The sequence below is a fragment of the Flavobacterium sp. FlaQc-30 genome, assembly GCF_044005885.1.
Lineage (GTDB): Bacteria > Bacteroidota > Bacteroidia > Flavobacteriales > Flavobacteriaceae > Flavobacterium.
Genome location: NZ_JBIPCO010000004.1, coordinates 259,965 through 284,113, shown reverse-complemented (window position 1 = coordinate 284,113; position 24,149 = coordinate 259,965). Strand labels below are relative to the sequence as shown.

The following is a 24,149-nucleotide window of genomic DNA, read 5'->3' as shown; positions in this document are numbered from 1 at the left end:
TTTATGTTTTTTATGGGTAACAACCTCCATTTTCCTCAGCATAAGCTTGTCCATTAATATCGACATCAGCTTGCGCTTTATCATTAGCATCTTGCTGTGAAACAGTTGAAGAATACGTTCCTGCGGCAACATTATAATACACATCCTCTCCTTGCCCCCTCCAACAGTTCATTTTAGTAAAAATTCCTCCCACATCGACGTTATAATAAATAAAAGTACAGGCAGTATTATTTGCATATGCTTGCCCATCATTCATAAACTTAGTCCATCCTCTTGAGTTCGCATCTTCTTGAGAAATAGTTGATGTAACGTCACCTATCGCTTGATTAAAAACAACACTTGAAGCAACTCCTCCCGGCGGGCAATTATTTCGAGTAAACGAACCGCTTCTAGCTATACTTCTAAAGGTACATTTTGCATTATCATCGCTATTTGCAAATACCTGACCCAAATTATCAAATTCTTCCCTTGCTTTTGCATTCGCATCTTCCTTCGAAATTTGAGAAGAATATTTTGATGCAGGAACGGTATACCAAACACTGCCTGGCGTACCCCCTGCGGCACAATTGTTTCTGGTAATTAATTTGCTTTGGGCAGCATTCCAAAAAGTACATCTTGCATCGGGCATGTTATTTGCATAAGTTTGTCCGTTAGTGTCTATGTCATTTTGTGCTTGATCATTAGCGTCTTGCTGCGAAACAATTGATGAGTATGTTCCTGCAGGGACATTATAATACACGTCCTCTCCTTGCCCATTCCCACAATTTATTTTAGTAAAAAGGCCCGCCATATGAATGTTATAAAAAGTACATTTTGCATTAGCATTGTTATTTGCATAAGCCTGGCCGTTAGTATTAATTTCTCTCTGCGCCTGATCATCTGCATCTGCCTGAGATATTTGAGAAGAATATCTTGATGCGGGAACAGTATACCAAACATTATCCGGTGTACCTCCTGCGGCGCAATTGTTTCTTGTAAATAATCTGCTTTGAACGGTATTCCAAAAAGTACATTTTGCATTGGCATCATTATTTGCAAATGCCTGACCATTGGCATTAATTTCTGCCTGTGCTTTAGCATCTGCATCTGCTTGAGATACTTCAGAAGAATATCTTGATGCCGGAACAGTATACCAAACATTCGCTGGTGTACCTCCTGCAGCGCAATTATTTCTTGTTATTAACCTGCTTTGAGCGGTATTCAAAAAAGTACATTTTGCATTGGCATCATTATTTGCAAATGCCTGACCATTGGCATTAATTTCTGCCTGTGCTTTAGCATCTGCATCTGCCTGAGATACTTCAGAAGAATATCTTGATGCGGGAACAGTATACCAAGCACTAGCCGGTGTACCTCCAGGTTCGCAATTGTTTCTTGTAATTAGCCTGCTTTGTACAGAATTCCAAAAAGTACATTTTGCATTGACATCATTATTTGCAAATGCCTGACCATTATTGTTAACATCATCTTGAGCTAATGCATCTGCAGCCGCTTGAGAGTCTATAGAACTATATCTTCCTGCGAGAACCGTATACCAAACATTTGCAGGACTGCCGCCAGGTGAACAATTATTTCGGGTAAATAATCCACTTTTCACAATGTTACTAAATGTACATGAACCATTGGTATTGGCATAAGCCAGTCCGTTATTGTTAACATCATCTTGGGCTAATGCATCTGCAGCAGCCTGAGAATCTGTAGAACTGTATCTTCCTGCGGCAACTATATACCAAACACTTGATGGACTTCCACCAGACGGACAATTATTCTTAGTAAACAATCCACTTTTCACAATATTACTAAATGTACATGAACCATTTATATTGGCATAAGCCAGTCCATTATTGTTAACATCATCTTGGGCTAATGCATCTGCAGCAGCCTGAGAGTCTGTAGAACTGTATCTTCCTGCGGGAACCGTATACCAAACACTTGCAGGACTGCCGCCAGGCGAACAATTATTTCGAGTAAATAATCCACTCTTTGCAATGTTACTAAATATACATGAACCATTTGTATTGGCATAAGCCTGCCCATTATTGTTAATATCATCTTGAGCTAATACATCTGCAGCTGCTTGTGAACTTGTCGATGAATATGTGCCCGCAGGAACTGTGTAGACCACATTCGAACCAATTCCTCCCACAGCACAATTATTTTTTATAAATATCCCGCTTTTAGCAATATTACTGAACGAACATTCTCCATTTGTGTTGGCATAAGCCTGACCATTATTGTTGATATCATCTTGAGCCAATGCATCTGCAGCCGCTTGTGAACTCGTTGATGAATGCTTACCAGCAGGAACTGTGTAGACCACATTAGAGCCAATTCCTCCCACAGCACAATTATTTTTTGTAAATGTCCCGCTTTTAGCAATATTACTAAACGTACATTCCCCATTTGTGTTGGCATAAGCCTGACCGTTATTGTTAACATCATCTTGAGCTATTGCATCAGCAGCAGCTTGTGAAATTGTCGATGAATGTCTGCCTGCAGGTACTGAGTATACAACTGCCGAACCAATCCCTCCAACAGCGCAATTATTTTTTATAAACGAACCACTTTTGGCAATGTTACTGAATGTACATTCTCCATTTGCATTTGCATTTGTTAAACCATCAATATTAAACTTATCAAATCCACGAGAGTCAGCATCAGCTTGAGAAATTGTTGAAATAACAGCACCAGCCGGCTGGTTATACACTACACTAGAAGCAATTGCGCCCGCTCCGCAATTGGCTCTTGTAAACGAACCGCTTCTGGCAATACTCTTATACAGTAAGACACTTGTCGAAGAATTATCACTGCAGTCTGTCTGCTGGCCTTTATAATTATAACAGTATTTTTGAAGTACATTTAAGTCTTTATCTTTTACAAATTTCAGCCTGCCAAAAGAATCATATTCAAAATAAGAAGTCATTCCTTTCACATCGGTAATACTTGTTACTCCAACCAATGGATCATAGGTATAAGTTGATACAAAAGCATCTTGCAATGCTATTCGAAATTGATTCAGCGCATTTCTTAATACTTGTTCTGTACAATTGTCTGACATACAATTATCATTATCAACATTCGAAAGCGTTTGAAGATTTGATATAGTTTGGGAAGAAATACTAGAATATAGTACATTTTCAATCTTTGCAATTGGCTGTGTCTTATGATAACCCCAAATTATTGAGACCGGCATTCCGTTTTCTAGTGTATATTGTAAAATATTTCCTTTTTCATCATAAAGATCATAGGTAATTTTTCCATCAGAATTTAAATTTATAGCAGCGTCGCCTTTGTTTTCATAGACCTTACTTGGCAATAACAAATTACTAGTTGCTGTACTTTTATCATAAACCGTTAATTGTTCCGATAATTTTGCACCAGACTTGAGCGTTTTTGTATCTAATACCAAAGCCAATCTATTACCAGCAATAAACTCATTTACAAATGGCTGAGAAGACATTTCTGGGTCTTGAGGGTAATAATATTTTACTTCTTGATTTTCTTGACTAGAATTTATTGAACTCTGTGAAGTCAATTGAATATGATTAGTTCCTCCATAGTTATACGTTTTTGTGGTACTTACATTCCCACTATCAAAATAGGTCGTTGTTTTTTCTGACGCTAATAAATCAATACTTGTACTAATTTCATATGATCCTATAGCAAAGGCATTTGTAAAATCATGATCTACTGAAAAATATCCAAATTTACCTATCTTAAAAGCAAACATATTTTCGAAAAGACTTCTCTGAGCATTGCTTATCTCTGCATTATATACAAACTCCTTCTTCTCGACAGGAATTAATTGTATGCCATTTTTTTTATAGTGTGTAATTTCTTTAGGCTGACCTCTGTACAACTCCATACTGATTGGAGGCGGATACGGGAATCTCTTAATTACATTATCCATTGAATGGGTATATTTGTAAATTGTAACTCCTGTTTTGACAGGATCATTAGATTCTTCTATTACCGTTTCATATCCTAATGTGGAGCCTGAATAACTTATTTGCTGCACATTACTATAAGATTTAAGTCGATGATAAAGCCCAGCGCAAATACCACCTTGACAATCACCATCACCTAATAAAACATCATCTTCAAAAACAAAATTTGGCTCACTAAATACTTTTCCTGAACTTATTTGGGAGTCATATCCCTCTGTGTATTTATATCTTTTTACGATTGGTAAAGAAAGCGGATCTGCATAACTTCTGATTTCTTTAACTCTTAACCCTCCAATATATCTATTCGTATTTTCTGGAGTTGTATTAGGGTTTTTCTTTTTCCAACTTATTAGTACAAAAATACTTTTTATAGTCAAATCTTCTCCACCAGGAGCATTAATTGAAGCTACCAATCTATAGTCTCCGTTTTGCAGATAATATCTCCCACTGCTTCTAGATATATAGAAAGAACTTTCTGGAGAACCTGGCGCAGCCTCTTTTATTAGACGAAAATTAACATTAGCATCTGCAATGCCTTCTTTTAATTCATAACCATCACATCCCATAACAATATCCGCGTATGCACCTCCTAACGAATTTAATCCATTTAAAAAAGCTTCCGGAGGGTTATTTATTGTAAATGTTTTTTCATAGGGGCTGTAAATTCCTGTTGTAAAATTTTCATCCATACTGCAAAAATCGTCCACATAAGTATCAGGTAATTTGACCGAATTTGATATGTTGTTTTCAAAATCAAATTCAGTATAACCCCCAGTAGGATAGACTATCTTTTTTAAAATTGCAAATTGCGTTTTATCAGGGTTTACAAATCTATTAGCTCCTTCAATTTCTAATGATTTATAAAATACAGTTGGAATTAAATTTAAATTACCATTCGCTCCGTTATAGTATCCCCAATAATCCTGCGCTTGGCTATTCCTGCATGGCGGGATTGACGATTCATCATATAAAAAGGAATGCTCTATGGGCGTTTGAGCAGAAGATGTATTTTTAAATTTTTCAAGAAGCATCCATTTATTAGTATAGGTTTCATTAGAATAACAATTCGTTCCATTGATAAATTTGTATTCAAAATCATACTTAAAGACCTCTTGTCCGTTAAGAGTTTTGACTTTTATAGCCTTTAAACTATAGCCGCCCTGCAAGTCCAAACGTTCGTTTGTATCTCTGGTAAACTCAACAGTACCGCCGCTAAAAGATATTTTTTTTATTAGATTGGCATGAACTGTACTAATTGTTGTTATTGGTCCAGAAGTGAGAACCCCCGTATCACCTGGAAGTCCTCCTGCAAAAATTAATTTAGTTCGTGGTGTTAATGTTTTTAATGTCTGCACCTCTAAATCATAATCAAACAAAATGTTCTCATTTTTATTTGGCGACGAAATTCTTGAAACAGACCACCCTGCTGTTGTATCTTCTCCATTGGAAAAAGTTACTTCTCGCTCAGAAAATAAATATTCCACCCCTTCTTCAGTAACTAACTTAAAAGAACCATTGTCATATGAAATCTTAACCTGCGACTCTTCTAGTGTAACAAATTTGTTATTTTGCTGATCATAAATAAATTTCCCGCTTTTTCCCAGTATATTAAAATTAAAAACATCAGGTTCAGAATCTGCAGTTCCCTCTTTTAATGCATTCAAAAAATTTATTCTTTTTTGATCTTCTTCCGGTAAAAAATATAATTCTTGAACAGTGTATCCCAGAAACTTACTCATAAAACCACCTGTTACTTCATCAGGTATGCCTTTTACGGAACGGGAAATCATCGGTATTGTCCCCATAGACCAGCCTAAACCAACCCAAGAAGCAACATCTTCAACTCTATTTCCACCAGTATGGTAACTTAACGCTAAAGGAAGGTTAAATTCTTTGGTTTGAATAGTGTAAATTGGAATTGAAACATTGGCTGTTCCAGTAAAGTTACTTACTGGAATTTCTCCATATTTTGCAAAAGCTGCTGCATTTGGAGACAAAGGAATAATTTTATTTACATCTCCCACTTGGGAAAATAGTGTTTTAGAAACTAAAACGAATAAGACTATAATAATATTTTTCATTGTATTTTTTATCTAACAGTTTTAATAACCTTTACCGACTCCGTTTTAACATCAGTTTGAATCTTTATAATATAGATTCCTTCTGCATAATGACTTAGGTCTACAGGGACTGTCCTGCTGCTAATCTTGAAGTTTTGTAAAACTCTTCCTAAAATATCAATAACAGAGGCGGTGCCATCATTAAAATCGTAACCAATAATTACATTTGTATAGGTAACTGCCGGATTAGGAATGGCTTCAATACTGGCTTTTACTTTCTCGACTTTGGCTTTATCTTTAAGTTTTACTACCCAAAAATCGTTGCCTCCAATATTTGAATTTTTATCCATAGATGAATTTGAATTTGAAGTCCCTGCCATTAAATAGCCTCCATCTCTAGTTTCAATAAGTTTTCTTAATATATCTTCTCCGCTGCTTCCAACCGTTTTATTCCAAAATTCTTCTCCATTCTCATCAATCTTCAATGCGATGTAATCATTAATTCCTTCTTTATCTTTACCAATACCAGCCATTTTTGCCACTTGACCAACGGTTGACTGTCTGCTTTCAGCTTTTGCATAACCGCCGATCAAATACGTATGATCTTTATTCTCGACAAGAGAAGTTAGAATATCTACTTTTCCAAAATCGTAGGTTTTACTCCAAATAACTCCTCCTTCTGAGTCCAGCTTTAAAACCCAAAAATCGGTTCCATTAGCAACAATACCGCCAAGAGAGGTTAAAGCATTTTTACTATTAGAATTACCTCCTACAATATAACCTCCTTCAATTGTTTGATGAATGACATATGGCTGATCGTCTCCATCTGCTCCATAGGTTTTCTGCCATTGAATCGTTCCTATATCATCAATTTTTACAATCCAATAATCGCCTACTCCTTTGTTACCTTCTGTTTTATCTCCAGACAACGGCGAATTTGAATATCCTGCCAGAATATATCCGTTATCTGTTGTTTGCTCCATACTTCTTAACAAGTCAGCATAACGGCCTCCATAGGTTTTCTGCCATTCAATCACGCCTTGCTTGTCTAATTTCACAACCCAGTAATCCATATTACCACGGCTTTTTTCAGATTTCCCGTATAAATCTATGGTTGAAGATTCAGCTGTTTTTCCTTCTGCTTTTACGTTCGTAATTGAAGATGGACTCGAGCTGGAAGAACCTCCTAATACATAGCCTCCATCTTTGGTTTGAAAAGCACATAATAATTCGTCCTGGCCATCGCCGCCAATAGTACGCTGCCATTGTTCGTTACCTGATGCGTCGAGTTTTATAACCCAGAAATCAGTAAGTCCTTTACAGTCTTCTTTTTTCTCAAAACTATTTCCAGAGCTTGAAGTTCCTGCCAGTATAAAACCACCGTCTTTAGTGCCTTTTATACTTTGAAGCAGGTCGAAACCATTTCCACCTATACTCTTCTGCCAGTCCAGTTCTCCTTTTTCCGTCATTTTCCAAATCCAATAATCTAAATCTCCGTGATTATTTTCAGTTTTATTTCCGGTTTTATTTGATAGAGAACTTCCTGCCAGAATAAACCCATAATCGGCTGTGGGCTGGGCATCAAAAAGGTAGTCTGCATGAATACCGCCATAAGACTTTTCCCAAAGAATATCTTGAGAATAAATTAAAAACGGTAATAGAATAAATAATGGTAAGTAAAGTTTTTTCATCTTCAATTTGGGGGTAAATTTTAAATAAAAGGTAATATTGCACCCACAAACATAACAAGGTGAAATGTTAATTTTTTACGGTTTCCCGTAATCAAATCTTAATTTTTTAAACACATCAACAAACAAAGGGGGTTCAATAAAAAAAAAGTTATTTTTAACTTTATAACAGGATGTCATAATTTCATATTGGTACAAAAAAATCTAACACTTATTAAGCAGCCTTTAAATTATCCTCTTTTACCTAATGTTCTTTAATAATTTAATTACTTTGCATAAAATTAAGAGCCAAATGAATAAAATTTACTACCATCTGCTTTTTTGGTTGTTTATCTCATTGTATGTATTTGATTACATAGCTTCATTTTACAATCTAAAAGAAAGCATTCTTTACACTTCATTTGAAGTTGCTGCTTTTTGCTCTGAATTTTACATTAACCTATTCGTTCTGCTGCCTTTTGTTTTAAACAAAAAAGGAAAAACAGCTTATGTCTCAGCTTTAATTCTGTTGTTAAGTATTAGCTTTTTAATCTATTACAGCACTGGATTGAATGTTGTTTTGTATGATGATGATTTGCTGAAATCATTTATTTCATTCCTCCTAAATCATTCGCTTTATCTTTTCATCTCTTATATTGTTTGGTTTTTCAATAAATATTTTACTGAGAAACAACTTCGCCTGCAGGCAGAAAATGAAAAACTGCAAACCGAAATGATGCTGTTAAAATCACAAATTAGTCCACATTTTCTTTTTAATGCACTTAACAACATTTATGCACTAACATTAATAAAAAGTGACAATGCTCCCAAAATGCTTGCTTGTTTAGCTGATATACTTCGTTATTTTCTATATGAAGGCGACAAGAAAAGCATATCTCTGCTGTCAGAAATAGAAATAATTCACAAATACCTTCAAATTCAGGAATACCGAGAAATTGCAGGAATGAAAAATATCAGCTTTACCATTTCTAATGACAATTCTATTCCAGAGGTACCTCCCCTATTATTTCTTACATTAATAGAAAATGCTTTTAAGCATGGAGATATTATTGAAAATAAAAATGGTTTCGTCGACATAATTCTTACTGCTGCCAACAATAAAATTGAGTTTACTGTTGTTAATTCTTTTCAATCTAAATCAAAAAATCAAGGTATTGGATTGAAAAATATAGAATCGCAGCTCAAAAATCTGTTTGGAGACAATTACCAATTAAGTACCGAAGACATCGATTCAATCTATAAAGTAAGTTTACGTTTTTATGGAAACAAAGACAATATATAAATGTGCCATCGTCGATGATGAAACTTTAGCCCGTACTTTAATACGTACTCATTTAATGCATATTCCTGAGCTGGAAATTGTATACGAATGCTCGTCGGCACTTGAAGCCGACGATTATTTAAAAACAAATAAAGTCGATTTACTGTTTCTAGACATTCAAATGCAGCATTTGTCTGGAATCGATTTCTTAAAGTCACTTCAAAATCCGCCAAAAGTAATTTTTACAACTGCTTATTCTGAATTTGCTTTAGATGGTTACGAATTAAACATTATAGATTATTTACTAAAACCCATAACTTTTGAGCGTTTCTATAAGGCTGTAGCCAAAGCGCTGGAATTATTAAAATTAGAAAACGAAAGCAAAGAAGCATCTGAAGCCTCAGTTATAGATCAATCGATAGTTATAAAATCCAGTCATCAGCACATCAAAATTCTTTTGAGCGACATATTGTTTATCGAAGGCCTTCATAAATATGTAAAAATCGTAACCGAGAAAAAAACATATACTACTTTAATTGCTCTTACGGCGATGGAAGAAGAACTTTCAAAACAGCTTTTTTACCGCTGTCATCGCTCTTTTATTGTCAATCTAAGTAAAGTGGAACTGATTGATGGAAATTTAGCCATTATTGGGACTCATAAAATACCCATCAGCAAATTAAACAAACAAGAACTTCTTGTCAAATTAGGTAAGAAAATTGGGTAAATTAAGCGTAAAACAAACTTTCTGTACCCAAACTAGTTCATTTGGGAGAAAAAAAATTATCAGGGTTTTAAAAATTATTCTCTTTGTCGAATAATTTTTAGAACCCTGAACGCATTTATTCAATAATTTAAAACATCAAAATGTACAACAAAGCAATTTTATCAATGACTTTTGCCATTTTAATTTCAGCTTGCGACAGCAATGAAATCGAAGGATCAACACAAAATCCTGATCCAACTTTACCTGTTACTAACGTTCTTTATACAATGCCTGAAGAATCTGCACCGCACGAAGGCACTTGGCTGCAATGGCCGCACCAATATGAATATGGTGTTACATACCGCAACAGTCTAGACGCGACATGGGTGGCGATGACAAAAGCTCTTCAATCAACAGAAAAAGTTCATATTATAGCTTATGACGCAACAGAACAATCAAGAATTGAAACTCTGCTGACAAATGCTGGTGTGCCGTTAACTAACGTAAATTTTAAAATACACGAAACAAACGACGTTTGGGTGAGAGACAACGGTCCTATTTTTGCAAAAGACCAATCTGGTCAATTAGTGCTTCAAGATTGGGGATTTAATGGCTGGGGAGAAAAATTTGGTTATAAAAAATGTGATAAAGTTCCATCATTTATCGCTGGTGAAATTGGTATAAAAGCGGTAAACGTACCAATGGTAAACGAAGGCGGATCTGTAGAATTAGACGGTAATGGCGTAATGATGGCTACAAAAAGTTCTGTACTGAGCCAAAAAAATAGATCAACTCGAAATGCAGATATGACGCAGGCTCAAGCCGAAGCTAATTTTACGAAATACTACGGAGCTACAAAATTCATCTGGTTAGAAGGCGGATTTAGCAAAGAAGATGTAACAGATATGCATATTGACGGTATTGCTAAATTTGTTCCAGGTAATAAATTGGTTACCATGAATAATGAAGATTTATTGAACTGGGGATTGACGCAAAAAGATATAGATGTATTGTACAGCGCTTCTAACAAAAACAATCAGGCTTATACAAAAGTATTTCTGCCATTATCAAAAAATGATGTTGTTACTACAAACGGCACCAATCTAGGATACAAAGGCTGTTACATAAACTTTTATGTTGCCAACGGAAAAGTATTAGTTCCAAACTATAACGATCCAAACGATGCTGTTGCCAATAACATTATTGCCGGCTTATTTCCTGGAAGAACTGTTGTAGGTATCGATGTTCGAAATTTATACAAAAACGGAGGAATGGTTCATTGTGTAACACAGCAGCAGCCTCAATAATAAAAGACATAAAACTCAAAAGCTCCTTAGACAAGAATGTTTAAGGAGCTTTTTTATTTGCACTCAATTGTTTTATTAACTCATTATGTGTAATTATTTTAACACATAGAAACATAGACTCCGAGTTCTAAAAAAAAAGGCGTTTCACTTGTTTTAAATGCATCCCGAAGCTTCGGGACTGGCTATGCGAAAGAAATGTATTTCTTTATGTATTCTTTTCCAGCTATAAAACCTATGTTTCTATGTGTTTAAACATTTTTTTGAAAATTACAGCCCACGTTTATGCCTTTTGTTTCCACTTCAATCTTTGGGATTTCCGATAAACCAAAGGAGACATTCCTTTAATCTCTTTAAACTTTCTATTGAAGTTCGAAATATTATTAAAGCCGCACAATTCAGAAACTTCTAGAACTGAAAGTTCTTGCGATTTCGACAACAGCTTCCCTGCCCTCTCAATTCTAATTTCAATCAAAAACTGAAAAAAGGTTTTATTAGTTCGCACTTTAAAATATTTACAAAATGCATTTTTTGTCATATTCGATAAAGCAGCGATTTCCTCGAGCGTAATATTTTTTTGAAAATTAGTCATCACATATTCAAAAACCGTCTGCATTCTCTTGCCCTCATTATCAGTTATTTTTTTATCATATATATAACTCGAAAGCGGTGTTTTTTTATCCTGCGAAAGCTTTTTTGTTATTTCTAAAAAAAGCATAAACCGATCAAATTCATTAACTGATTTAATCTTTTTAAAGGATTTAATAACTTTATTAGACGGATTATTAACCACAAAACCATTTTTACAGCCCTCCCAAAACGGTTGAATTTCTTTTAAAGCGGGCAGTGAAAAGAAATCCTTTCCAAAAGAATTGGCAGTAAAAAACAATGTTAACATTACAGATAATTCTTCTGTGTTGGCATCACTTCTAAATACGTGAGGCAGATTACTGCCTATAACTACCACATCACCTTTTTGATAGGGTGAAATAGTATCACCTACAAAAATGGTTCCTTCGCCATTCTCAATATAGCTGATTTGTATTTCTTCGTGCTGATGCAATTTATCATAGAAAACAAACTCAATATCCTCTTGATAAATTAACGAATCTTCTTTAGTTTTTGGAATCTTAAATGGAAATACTTTCATAATCAATTTAATTACAAGTGATAAATATAAAAAAATGTACACATATTAAGTAATAATTTTAAAAATTAATACTAAAGCGGATAATATAGTATCTTTTTGTGATAACTTCCCTAAGCACATATTTACTACTTATAAATATTTTTGAAAAAATTAAAATCGTAATTATGAGTATTCAATGGAAAGGCGTTATGCCAGCAGTAACCACAAAATTTACTGCCGATGACAAATTAGACTTCAATATGTTTGAAGTAAATGTTAAAGCTCAACTCGAAGCGGGTGTTTCTGGAATAATTTTAGGAGGTACACTTGGCGAGGCAAGCACATTATTACAAGATGAAAAGAAAGAATTAATTCAAGAGACAATCAATATCGTTAACGGGCAAGTTCCGGTAATTATGAATATAGCCGAGCAAACAACTCGTGCCGCGATTCTTGCTGCTAATGAAGCAGAAAAAAATGGAGCAAAAGGTTTAATGTTACTTCCTCCTATGCGTTACAATGCTGCAAGTCACGAAACAGTTACTTATTTCTCTGAAATTGCAAAAAGCACCTCGCTTCCTATCATGATTTATAACAATCCTATAGATTATAAAATAGAAGTAACATTAGATATGTTTGAAGAAATTTTAAAATTCGACAACATTCAAGCCGTAAAAGAATCTACAAGAGACATTTCGAATGTAACAAGAATTATAAACCGTTTTAACGGAAGATTAAAAATCTTATCTGGTGTAGATACATTGGCACTAGAAAGTATCTTCATGGGGTCTGACGGATGGGTTTCTGGTTTAGTGGATGCTTTCCCAGCCGAAACTGTTGCGATTTTCAAACTGGCAAAAGCAGGAAGAGCCGAAGAAGCTTTGGCTATTTACAGATGGTTTTTACCTCTTTTAGAATTAGATATTAATCCGCTTTTAGTGCAAAATATAAAACTGGCTGAAGTTGCCACAGGTTTAGGAACAGAGTATGTTCGTGCACCAAGATTACCGCTTCATGGAGCTGAAAGAGAAAGAGTGTTGGCTATTATCAACGAAAGCCTTCGCACTAGACCTACACTTCCAGATTACAAGTCTATAGTATTATAAACTTGTATTGAACAGAAAATTAATCTTTTTTCTCAAAAAGTTTAATTTGGTTGATTTAGTTTGTTTGTTTTTGAGCTGGTTATTATAGCAATAACCAGCACACAAAACACTGTAATTTTTAACAAATCTGGATTTAACTTTAATCTTAATATATATAAAAATGATTACAGGAAAAAATTATGTGGGAAGCCAGCTTTTGGCGGGCGGAACCAAAACATATAAAACCATAAACCCGCAGTGGAATATAGAAAATCCATGGACTTTTACAGAAGCGTCTCCTGAAGAAATTGAACAGGCGGTTGCTTTAGCGGATGATGCCTTTAAAATTTATAAAAATTATCCAGCGGCAAAAAAAGCTGCTTTTTTAAATTCAATTGCAGACGAAATCCTAGAATTGGGAGATGCTTTATTAGAAATATACTGCACCGAATCAGGTTTTTTAAAAGGCAGAGCAGAATCTGAAAGAGGACGTACTATTTTTCAATTACGTTCTTTTGCCAATATGCTTTTAGAAGGAAGCTGGCTTGAAGCTACTATTGACACAGCAATTCCTGATCGAGCACCGCTCCCGAAAGAAGATCTGCGCAAAATGCTGGTTCCGTTAGGTCCTGTTGTTGTTTTTGGATCTAGTAATTTCCCATTTGCATTTTCTACCGCAGGAGGTGATACTGCATCGGCTTTAGCTGCGGGATGTCCCGTAATTGTTAAAAGTCATTCTATGCACATTGCAACTGGAGAAATGGTTGCATCTGCAGTGATCAAAGCGGCAAAAAAACACCAAATGCCCGAAGGTGTTTTTTCTAATTTAATTGGCAGCGGTACAACACTTGGTACAAGTTTAGTAAAACATCCGCTTGTAAAGGCTGTTGGATTTACAGGAAGTATAAATGGAGGACGTGCTTTATTTAATCTGGCTTCACAACGTCCAGAACCAATACCTGTTTTTGCTGAAATGGGAAGCATAAATCCTGTTGTAATTTTACCCGAAGCATTAGCAAAAAACAGCAAAAAATGGGCAGCCGTTTATGCTGGTTCAATAACACTTGGAACGGGACAATTTTGTACCAATCCTGGATTACTTTTAGGAATAAAAGGAAAAGAATTAGATCAGTTTACAAAAGAATTATCCGAAGAAATTGAGAAAATAGCACCTTCTTGTATGCTGCATCCGTCAATTAAAGCTGATTTTAATAACGGCAGAGAAAAAATCAGATCTCAAAATGGTGTTACAACTGTTGCCGAATACAAGGAAGAAACTGCACCTAATTATGCACAGCAGACTGTACTAAGTGTAGATGGTAAAACATTCTTAGAAAATACAATATTAAGCCATGAAGTTTTTGGTCCATTTTCGATTATCGTTCAATGCGAAAATCTAGAAGAACTTACCACTATTATTAATAAATTAGACGGACAGCTGACTGGAACTATAATTGCCGAATCTTCCGAAATTTCAAATTATGACACTGTTATAAGCGCTTTACAAAACAGAGTTGGACGCTTAATTTTTAATGGAGTTCCTACTGGTGTTGAAGTATGCGCTTCGATGCTGCATGGAGGCCCTTACCCTGCATCGTCAGATTCTAGATTTACCGCTGTGGGAATTCATGCCGTAAAACGATGGGTACGCCCTTTCAGCTATCAAAATTGGCCGGATGAATTACTTCCGGAAGCACTTCAAAATAAAAACCCATTAAATATCAATAGAACTGTTAATGATGTAATAACAAACAAACCTATTTAATTTATGCCAAGAAAAACTTTTTTTTGTGTCGATGCACACACCTGTGGTAATCCAGTGAGAGTGGTTGCCGGCGGCGGTCCAAATTTAATTGGTGACAATATGAGCGAAAAACGCCAGCACTTTTTAAAAGAATACGACTGGATTCGCAAAGGACTAATGTTTGAACCCCGAGGTCATGATATGATGAGCGGCAGTATACTTTATCCGCCAAGTAATCCTGATAATGATTTTGGTATTTTGTTTATCGAAACTTCCGGCTGTTTGCCTATGTGCGGCCACGGAACTATCGGAACAATTACCATTGCGGTTGAAGAAGGATTGGTTACTCCAAAAATTCCAGGAAAAATAAAAATGGAAGCGCCTGCTGGTTTAGTTCAAATTGAATATCAGCAAACAGGAAAAAAAGTAGATTGGGTACGTTTAACCAATGTAAAATCATATCTCGCTGCCGAAGGACTTACTATTGATTGTCCTGAACTTGGCGAAATAACTTTTGATGTTGCTTATGGCGGAAATTATTACGCTATTGTAGATCCGCAGACTAATTTTTCGGGAATACAAGATTTTACCGCGGCAAAAATTGTACAATACAGTCAGGAAGTTCGCAAACGCATCAACGAGAAATATCCTGACAAGTTTATTCACCCAGAAAACAGCACTATTAGAGATGTAAGTCATATGCTTTGGACAGGTGATCCATTAGACTCATCATCGTCTGGGCGAAATGCGGTTTTTTACGGAGACAAAGCAATCGATCGTTCGCCTTGCGGAACAGGAACCTCAGCCAGATTGGCGCAACTTCATGCGAAAGGCAAACTGAAAAAAGGCGAAGATTTTATTCACGAAAGTTTTATTGGCAGTAAATTTATAGGAAGAGTTGAAGAAGAAACTTCTATTGGAGATATTAAAGCCATTGTACCAAGCATTCAAGGATGGGCAAAAGTATATGGTTACAACAATATAATTATTGATGAAGAAGATGATCCTTACGCATTTGGATTTCAAGTAATCTAATTTTTTTTGCGTATTAATACAATTATTTAACACATAGAAACATAGATGCTTAATCCCAAAAAAAGGCGTTTCACTTATTTTAAATACACAAAGTAGGCTTTGTGAGAGAAATGCATTTCTCTTTTGTATTCTTGTATTATACAAAAAGCCTATGCTTCTATGTGTTTAAAAAAATTACAGGCAGCAGATCAATTTAATATCAAAATAAATCATTGGTTTCAGCGAGAAGACACGCTTACCAATGCTTTCTAAAATGCATAATTTTAATGAAAAAAGTAAGTATTATTGGCGGCGGAATAATAGGACTATGTTCTGCATACTATCTCGCTAAAGAAGGTTATGAAGTAGTTGTTTTTGACAAATCAGATATGACCGACGGCTGTTCGTATGGAAATGCCGGAATGATTGTTCCTTCTCACATTATTCCATTGGCACAACCCGGAATGATTGCACAGGGCATAAAATGGATGTTTGACAGCCAAAGTCCTTTTTATGTAAAGCCGCGATTAAGTGCTGATCTTGCAAAATGGGGACTTCAATTTTATAAACATGCCAATAAACAACATGTCGAAAAAGCGATGCCGGCACTTTGCAATTTATCATTATTCAGCAAAGAATTGTACGAGGATTTTACTAAAGAAAACGATTCCTTTTTTTACGAGAAAAAAGGTCTTTTAATGCTTTATAAAACAGAAAAAACAGGAGAAGAAATAATCCATGAAGGGGAACTGGCTGCTTCTTTTGGATTAGAAGTCGATTTTTTATCCAAAGACGAAGTAACGAAACTTGAGAAAGGAACTCGAACAGACGTAATTGGCGGGGTACATTATAAAAGTGACGCACATCTTTATCCGCAAAAATTCATGCGCTTTTTAAAAGGTGAATTAGATAAATTGAATGTAAAAATTTACAATAGAACTTTGGTCGAAGATTTCGTTATAAAAAACAATTCTGTTACAGAAATAATTACTGATATAGGACCATTTAAAACAGATGAAGTCGTTTTAGCAACAGGATCATGGAGCCCGGAAATTGCAAAAAAACTACATCGATCAATTTCAATTTTGCCCGGAAAAGGATATAGTTTTACTTTACAGGATACCAAACAAAAACCCTCAATTCCTGCCATTTTATGCGAAGGAAAAGTCGCTGTTACACCTATGAACAACGATATTCGTTTTGGCGGTACTATGGAAATAACGCATACAAATGACACTCAAATAAACAAAAACAGAGTGCAGGGAATTGTAAACAGCATTAACGACTTTTATCCCGATTTAAAAATCGAAATGCCAGAAGAAAAAGAAACTTGGTTTGGTTTTAGACCCTGCACACCGTCTGGAATGCCAATAATTACGCGAGACAAAAAAATAAAAAACTTAACTTTGGCAACAGGACACGCGATGATGGGATTAAGTTTAGCACCGGCAACAGGAAAACTGGTTTCGGAGATTATTTCGGAGAAAACCACATCGGTCAATACAGAAATGTTTCAATTATAATTTTATGAGATACGAATCCATATCCCCTTCTTTATTCATCGAAAACAGAAAACGTTTTTCTGAAAAAATGAACCCAAACACCATTACGGTTTTGGTTTCTAATGATGTAATGCCCAACAATGCAGATGATGTAATGGGATTTGCTCAAAACAACGATTTATTTTACCTGTCGGGAATTGATCAGGACGAAACTATTTTGGTTATTTGTCCGGATGCCTACAAAGAAGAAAATCGAACTATATTATTTATAAAAGAAGTAAACGAGCACACCAAACTTTGGGATGGTGATTTTTTGACCAAAGAAGAAGCTTCAGCAATTTCGGGTATAAAAAACATAAAATGGGTTCATGAATTCGAAAAGACTTTACAGCTTTTTGCTTTTGAGGCCGATGCTTTTTATTTGGGTCATAATGAACACATCAAAAGAGTAACCGCCGAAATGACGACTCGTCAAGATCGAATGATTCAATGGTGTAAAGAAAAATATCCATTGCATCAATACTACAGTGCAGCAAAAATTACACGTGAATTACGCCCTATAAAATCTACGGAAGAAGTTGCTCTTATAGAAAAAGCTTCTGAAATCAGCGTGAAAGGTTTTGAACGTCTTTTAAAAGCAGTTAAACCAAACATTAAAGAGTTTGAATTAGAGGCTGAACTGATTTATGAAGTGATTAAAAATGGCGCTTCTCGTCATGCTTTCCGACCTATTATTGCTTCTGGAAAAAATGCCTGCGCTCTGCATTACAATACTAATGATGCCGTTTGCAAAGAAAATGATATGATCTTAGTCGATTTTGGTGTTTGTTATGCCAACTACAATTCAGATACTACAAGATGTGTTCCTGTAAATGGTGTTTTTTCACCTCGTCAGCGCGAAGTATATTCATCTGTTCTGCATTGTTTAAAAGAAGGTTCAAAACTGTTAAAACCAGGCATTCGTCACAGCGATTACGAAAAGCAAATGGCGGCTTTAATCGAACAGGAATTAATTAAATTAAAACTGATTACTCCTGAAGATATTGCCAACCAAAATCCTGATTATCCAGCTTACAAAAAATATTTCATGCACGGAACGGCTCATCATTTAGGTCTTGATGTTCACGATGTTGGATTGTATTCCCGCACTTTAGAAAAAGGAATGGTATTGACCTGCGAACCCGGAATTTATATTAGAGAAGAAAGAATTGGCTGTCGATTAGAAAACGATTACCTGCTTACAGAAGATGGAAACATAAACCTTTCTGAAGCATTGCCTATTGAAATTGCAGATATCGAAAAATTGATGCAGCACAAATAGTTTCTTTTAAGTCCCAGAGGGTAGTATCATTAAGTTAAGAAACAAAATCGCAAAGTTTTGTCATTTCGACGAAGGAGAAATCTTCATGAGAAGCTCGACAAAGATCGGATTCTCGTTGCGGAGTTACTTGCGAAGATTTCTCCTTCGTCGAAATGACAATATTATACTTAAAATTTAATCACATTGTCCCGTTGGGACTTAAAATTTATCATCATAAAAAAACAGTTACAAGAGCAATTTTGTAACTGTTTTTTTTTATTCTGAAAATGAAATTTTTATACTTTTTTAATGTCTAGATTATCTTAACCAAATGTCTGCAAGTTTTAAAATGTAAAATACCGCAGCTTTCTTACGCAAATAAATACTTACAACTGCAAAATAACAAAATAAACAATACGCAAAACACGATAATATAATCTGATTTTATGATAATATATTGGCATAAAAAAAACCATAAATGCAAAATATTTGCACCTACTAATCATAAAATCATAATATGAGAATTAACCTTTATTTTAGAAAGATTGCGATACTCTTTTTTGTATTTGCAACGCAGCTAATCTTTGCCCAGGAAAGAATAGTGACAGGAGTTGTTACCGATGATGCAGGACTGCCTTTACCAGGCGTAAGTGTATCCATCAAAGGAACCAAAACAGGAACACAAACAGACTTTGACGGCGCTTTTTCCATCAGCGCATCTGCAAACCAAGTTTTAACATTTAACTATATAGGACTGAAAGCTCAGGAAGTACCAGCATCTACAAACAAAATAAATATTAAAATGTCTGGAGGTTCAACATCACTTCAAGAAGTTGTAGTAACCGCTTTAGGTGTTAAAAGAGAGAAAAAATCTCTTGGTTATGCTACACAAGAAGTCAAAGGTGAAGATTTGACAAGAGTTAACAGCGGAAACGTTGCCAACTCTATTTCGGGAAAAGTGGCTGGTGTTGATATTAGAAGAAATAACAACATTGGCGGATCAACAAATGTTATTATTCGTGGATCGTCTTCTCTTACAGGAAACAACCAAGCTTTATGGGTTGTAGACGGAATCCCTTTAAATAACGACAATACAAATTCAATCGAACAAAAAATTGGCGGAAATACTGGTGGATACGATTATGGAAATGCGGCATCAGATATAAACCCTGACGATATTGAATCTATGAACGTTTTAAAAGGTGCTGCGGCTTCTGCTTTGTACGGTTCTAGAGCTGCAAATGGTGTTATCCTTGTTACATTAAAAAAAGGAAGCAAATCTAAAGGCGGATTAGGAATTACTTTTACAAGCGGAGTAAATGTTGGATCTGTAGACAAAAAAACATTACCAGAATACCAAAATCAATACGGAAGCGGATATGGTGATTTTTATGGAACTGTAGATTTAGGCAGCGGTACGCACCCTTACGCAGCAACAGATGATGCATCTTGGGGACCAAAATACGATCCAAATTTATTGGTTTACAACTGGAACTCTTTTTACCCAGAATTACCTACATATGGTATTGCAAAGCCTTGGGCACCTGTAAAAAAGAATCCAAACAGTTTTTACCAAAAGAGTCTTACGTATACGAACAACATCGCTGTTTCGGCATCAAATGAAAATGGAGATTTTAGATTTGGGTATACAAACTATAACCAGACGCAAGGAATTCTACCAAACAGCAGTAACAAAAAAGACAACTTTAATTTTTCATCAAGCTACAAACTTAGTTCAAAAACAAAAATTTCTGCTTCGGCAAATTACTTGAAAGCATACGCTAAAGGAATGAACGAAACAGGTTACGGAGATGGTGGAAATAACTACTTGAGCAGTGTAAGACAATGGTACAATATGAGTGCTGATTTTCAGGATTTAGAAGATGCTTACAATTTAACTAAAAGAAACACAACATGGAGTGTTGGCGGACCAACGGACTTAAGTGTTCAGTTTCATGACAACCCATACTTTCAACGTTACAACAATTACAACTCTTTAAACAGAGATCGTTTCTTTGGTAATTTTGCATTAAGTACAGATGTAGCAAGCTGGTTAAACATTGTAGGAAAAGGATCTGTTGATTACTACACTCAATTGCAAGAAGAACGTATTGCTGTAGGTTCTAAAAGAACAGCCAATATGTTAGGACAATATTCTAGATATGACAAAACATTCCGTGAGATCAATTTAGATCTAATCTTAAACTTTAAAACTGATATTACTGAAACGATCAAATTTTATGGATTATTAGGAGGTAATACAAGACGCTCAGTAAACAGTAATACTTATGCCAGAACCAATGGAGGTTTAATTGTTCCTGGTAAATACATGTTAAGCAACACGATTGCTCCTATTAACTATCCTGACGAGTTTTACGAAACAATAGGTACAAACAGTGTTTATGCAAATGCTACTTTCAATTTTGATGAAACTTTTTTTGTTGAAGGTTCATACAGAGTAGATCAATCTTCTACGCTTCCTAAGAAAAACAATACTTATACATACCCATCTATTACAGGAACTTACATTTTCAGCAAACATCTTAATGCAGACTGGTTATCTTTTGGAAAACTTCGCTTAAACTATGCAGAAACTGGTAACGACGCTGAGTTTGCTGTTATTCAATCAACGTTTGCAAAAAACAGCAATTTTGGTCCTGATGGAATTCGTTTTTCAAATGAAAACAACAAAAGCAATTCTAACTTAAAAAGCGAGCTTACAAAAGGTGTTGAGGCCGGTGTTGAGCTTAAATTCTTAAAAAACAGAATTGGTTTAGATTTTTCATACTACAAAACCAATACTACAAACCAAATTTTATCTATCGAGGTTCCTGTACAAACGGGTTACAGCAGACAGTGGATTAATGGCGGGAATGTTGAAAACAAAGGTTATGAACTTTCGTTGAATGTGATTCCGTTTCAAACCAAAGACTTTTCATGGGAAGCCAGAATCAACTGGGCATCTAACAAAAACAAGGTTATTGATCTAAATGGTGCTGAAAGACTTTCGATAAGTTCATTTCAAGGAGTAGGATACATTGCTGAGGTTGGAAAACCAATTGGTCAGTTCATCGGAAGAGGATTTAAATATCTAGATGGCGAAAGAGTTGTAAAAGCAAACGGTTTATATGAAGTAGTAGCTGGAGCAACAATTGGTGACGTAAATCCTGACTGGACTGGCGGTATCAACAACGTTTTCCGTTACAAAGATTTCGCTTTCAACTTCTTAATAGACATGAAAAAAGGCGGAAGCGTATGGTCTCTAGATCAACAATACGGTCATACTACAGGTATTTACCAAAGCACAGTTGGAAACAATCACTTAGGAAATCCTGTAAGAAACTCAATTGCTGATGGCGGTGGAATTATTCTTCCGGGCGTAAAAGCAGATGGAACACCAAATACAACAGTTGTTCCTGCTGATTACAACACTTACAACTCGATGCCTCAAGAGGCTTATGTTTACGACGCTTCTTATGTAAAATTACGCGAAGTAGGTTTAAGCTATAAATTCCCTTCAAAATACCTGACGCATACTTTTATCAACAGTCTTGTTTTTGCAGTAAATGGAAGCAATTTATGGATTATCCACAAAAATCTTCCTTATGCTGATCCAGAAGCTGGAACATCATCTGGAAATATGCAAGGTTTTCAAACTGGAGTATTACCAACAACAAAAGAGTACAACTTTAACATCAAAGTTCAATTCTAAAAACAAACAAAATGAAAAAAATAACAACCATACTCCTTGCCGGAATATTGCTAAGTTCTGCTGTTTCTTGCGAAGACATCGACAGATTAAACGAGAATACAAAAGCATATACCTCAGCCCTACCAGGAAGTTTAATGACAAGTTCTCAAGTAAATTATTCTTATTTCTTGACTAATGCTTCTGTTAATGATAATAACTTTAGAGGTTATGCACAGCATTGGACTACATCGACTTATACAGACGAAGTAAATTACAATCAAGCTAAGAGAAACTTAGGCAACTCTCATTCTGTAATACTTTACAGAGATGTTTTGCAGGATTTCGTAATTGCAAAAAAGAAAATAACCGAAGAGCAGGCTTTAGGTCCTGTTGAAGCAGCTGTTAAAAAAAATAGAATTGCTATTTTGGAAGTTCAAATTATAATGGCTTACCAAACACTAGTAGATCTTTTTGGAAACATTGTATATTCAGAAGCTTTAGATATAGAAAAATATCCAAATCCAAAATACGACGATGCAAAAACAGTTTATTTAGATTTAGCAACACGTTTAGATGCTGCGATTGCAGATATGGATAGCAGCTATGACAGTTTTGGATCAGCTGATCTTATTTACAAAGGAAAAGTGTCACAATGGAAAAAACTAGCCAATAGTGTTAAACTAAAACTAGGAATGCACTTAGCCGATGTTGACGCTGCCAAAGCTAAAGCAATGGTAGAATCAGCGTACAGCTCAGGCGTAATTGGGAATAATGCTGAAAATGCTTTATTTCAATATTACAAAACCATAATCGATCAAAACCCATTATACAACAGTTTGGTAAACGAAAGTCAAATCATGCCGTCAGAATTTTTTGTAAACGAATTAAACGGAAAATCTGATCCTAGAAGAGACATCTTTTTTAATCCAGCTTCAAAAATTGCAGGAGCTTACAAAGGCGCGCCGTATGCACAACAAGTTAGTTACAAAAACTTTTCGAATGTAGGTGTAAGAATAAAAGAAAGATCAAATCCAGGGGTAATCTTTGATTATACTGAAACTTGTTTTTTACTTGCAGATGCTGCCAGCAGAGGTTTTAGTGTAGGTGCTACAGCTGCAGAATATTATGAAAAAGGAATTCGTTCAAGTATGGATTACTGGGGAGTTTCAACTGCTGACACTAATACTTACCTAGCTAGAACAGATGTTGCTTATGCAACTGCCTTTGGAACTGATAAACAAAAAATAGCGTATCAGCTTTGGATTGCGTACTACAACCGTGGTTTTGAAGCTTGGACAGAATACAGAAGATTAGACTTCCCTATTTTAGTTGCACCAATAACAGCAGTTACTGAAGCTGAAGGAAAAGTACCCGTAAGAAACATTTATTCTTTATTTGACGCTACTTTAAATACAGCAAACTACAATGCAGCCGCAACAGCAATTGGCGGTGATAAAATGACAACAAAATTATTCTGGGATAAGTTTTAATTTGAATTAGTAAGCAATTTAATATCTCATTGAATTGAAGCAGGCGCCTTAAAAACGCCTGCTTTTTCTTTGGAATAAACTGAAATATTAGATTTTCTGCAGAAATCTCAAAACAAGACAAAAACAAAACAATGACACACCTAATTAACTAAATAAAAACACATAACATAATTTTAAAGTTAATTTTAAGATAATTTCATATCATAACCGAATAAAATAGTATAAGTA

Annotated in this window: 13 protein-coding genes; 10 read left to right on the top strand and 3 right to left on the bottom strand. The window is 35.2% G+C overall.

All coding sequences use genetic code 11. The annotated features are described in order from the left end of the window. Nucleotides 1-10: 10 nt before the first annotated feature. Nucleotides 11-6,028: a DUF5977 domain-containing protein gene (locus ACHRV0_RS11440; protein ID WP_395440917.1), complete on the bottom strand. Its 6,018-nt coding sequence runs from the start codon at nucleotides 6,026-6,028 to the stop codon at nucleotides 11-13. A gap of 8 nt (nucleotides 6,029-6,036) precedes the next feature. Further along, nucleotides 6,037-7,698, bottom strand: a complete 1,662-nt coding sequence (locus ACHRV0_RS11435; protein WP_395440916.1) for a T9SS type A sorting domain-containing protein — start codon at nucleotides 7,696-7,698, stop codon at nucleotides 6,037-6,039. Nucleotides 7,699-7,987: 289 nt separating this feature from the next. Between ACHRV0_RS11435 and ACHRV0_RS11430 the strand changes: the two genes are divergently transcribed. The 3 genes from ACHRV0_RS11430 to ACHRV0_RS11420 all read left to right on the top strand — a co-directional run bounded on the left by ACHRV0_RS11430 (nucleotide 7,988) and on the right by ACHRV0_RS11420 (nucleotide 10,969). Then, nucleotides 7,988-8,977, top strand: a complete 990-nt coding sequence (locus tag ACHRV0_RS11430; protein WP_395440915.1) for a sensor histidine kinase — start codon at nucleotides 7,988-7,990, stop codon at nucleotides 8,975-8,977. Next, complete coding sequence (locus tag ACHRV0_RS11425; RefSeq protein WP_395440914.1) at nucleotides 8,955-9,683, top strand: LytR/AlgR family response regulator transcription factor; 729 nt, start codon at nucleotides 8,955-8,957, stop codon at nucleotides 9,681-9,683. The genes ACHRV0_RS11430 and ACHRV0_RS11425 overlap by 23 nt, the downstream gene beginning before the upstream one ends. 140 nt (nucleotides 9,684-9,823) lie before the next feature. Continuing rightward, nucleotides 9,824-10,969 carry an agmatine/peptidylarginine deiminase gene (locus ACHRV0_RS11420; protein ID WP_395440913.1) on the top strand — a complete coding sequence of 382 codons (1,146 nt, stop codon included), beginning with the start codon at nucleotides 9,824-9,826 and terminating at the stop codon, nucleotides 10,967-10,969. A 280-nt stretch (nucleotides 10,970-11,249) separates the two neighbouring features. On the opposite strand, the gene ACHRV0_RS11415 is transcribed toward ACHRV0_RS11420, so the two are convergent. Then, nucleotides 11,250-12,116 (bottom strand): AraC family transcriptional regulator, encoded by an 867-nt coding sequence (locus ACHRV0_RS11415; RefSeq protein WP_395440912.1) that lies wholly within the window; start codon nucleotides 12,114-12,116, stop codon nucleotides 11,250-11,252. A gap of 164 nt (nucleotides 12,117-12,280) precedes the next feature. Between ACHRV0_RS11415 and ACHRV0_RS11410 the strand changes: the two genes are divergently transcribed. From ACHRV0_RS11410 to ACHRV0_RS11380, 7 genes are all read left to right on the top strand, one after another. Beyond that, nucleotides 12,281-13,201 carry a dihydrodipicolinate synthase family protein gene (locus ACHRV0_RS11410; protein ID WP_089058305.1) on the top strand — a complete coding sequence of 307 codons (921 nt, stop codon included), beginning with the start codon at nucleotides 12,281-12,283 and terminating at the stop codon, nucleotides 13,199-13,201. Nucleotides 13,202-13,361: 160 nt separating this feature from the next. After that, nucleotides 13,362-14,945, top strand: coding sequence for an aldehyde dehydrogenase (NADP(+)) (locus ACHRV0_RS11405; RefSeq protein ID WP_395440911.1), 1,584 nt, complete (start codon nucleotides 13,362-13,364; stop codon nucleotides 14,943-14,945). A gap of 3 nt (nucleotides 14,946-14,948) precedes the next feature. Continuing rightward, the gene (locus tag ACHRV0_RS11400; RefSeq protein WP_395440910.1) at nucleotides 14,949-15,959 is read left to right on the top strand and encodes a 4-hydroxyproline epimerase; all 1,011 of its coding nucleotides are present in this window, start codon (nucleotides 14,949-14,951) and stop codon (nucleotides 15,957-15,959) included. A gap of 266 nt (nucleotides 15,960-16,225) precedes the next feature. Further along, on the top strand, nucleotides 16,226-17,461 hold the full coding sequence (locus ACHRV0_RS11395) for an NAD(P)/FAD-dependent oxidoreductase (protein WP_395440909.1): 1,236 nt from the start codon (nucleotides 16,226-16,228) through the stop codon (nucleotides 17,459-17,461). Nucleotides 17,462-17,465: 4 nt separating this feature from the next. Further along, complete coding sequence (locus ACHRV0_RS11390) at nucleotides 17,466-18,761, top strand: aminopeptidase P N-terminal domain-containing protein (RefSeq protein ID WP_395440908.1); 1,296 nt, start codon at nucleotides 17,466-17,468, stop codon at nucleotides 18,759-18,761. A 496-nt stretch (nucleotides 18,762-19,257) separates the two neighbouring features. Beyond that, the gene (locus ACHRV0_RS11385; RefSeq protein ID WP_395440907.1) at nucleotides 19,258-22,452 is read left to right on the top strand and encodes a SusC/RagA family TonB-linked outer membrane protein; all 3,195 of its coding nucleotides are present in this window, start codon (nucleotides 19,258-19,260) and stop codon (nucleotides 22,450-22,452) included. 11 nt (nucleotides 22,453-22,463) lie between these two features. Beyond that, the gene (locus ACHRV0_RS11380) at nucleotides 22,464-23,921 is read left to right on the top strand and encodes a SusD/RagB family nutrient-binding outer membrane lipoprotein (RefSeq protein WP_395440906.1); all 1,458 of its coding nucleotides are present in this window, start codon (nucleotides 22,464-22,466) and stop codon (nucleotides 23,919-23,921) included. Nucleotides 23,922-24,149 lie beyond the last annotated feature (228 nt).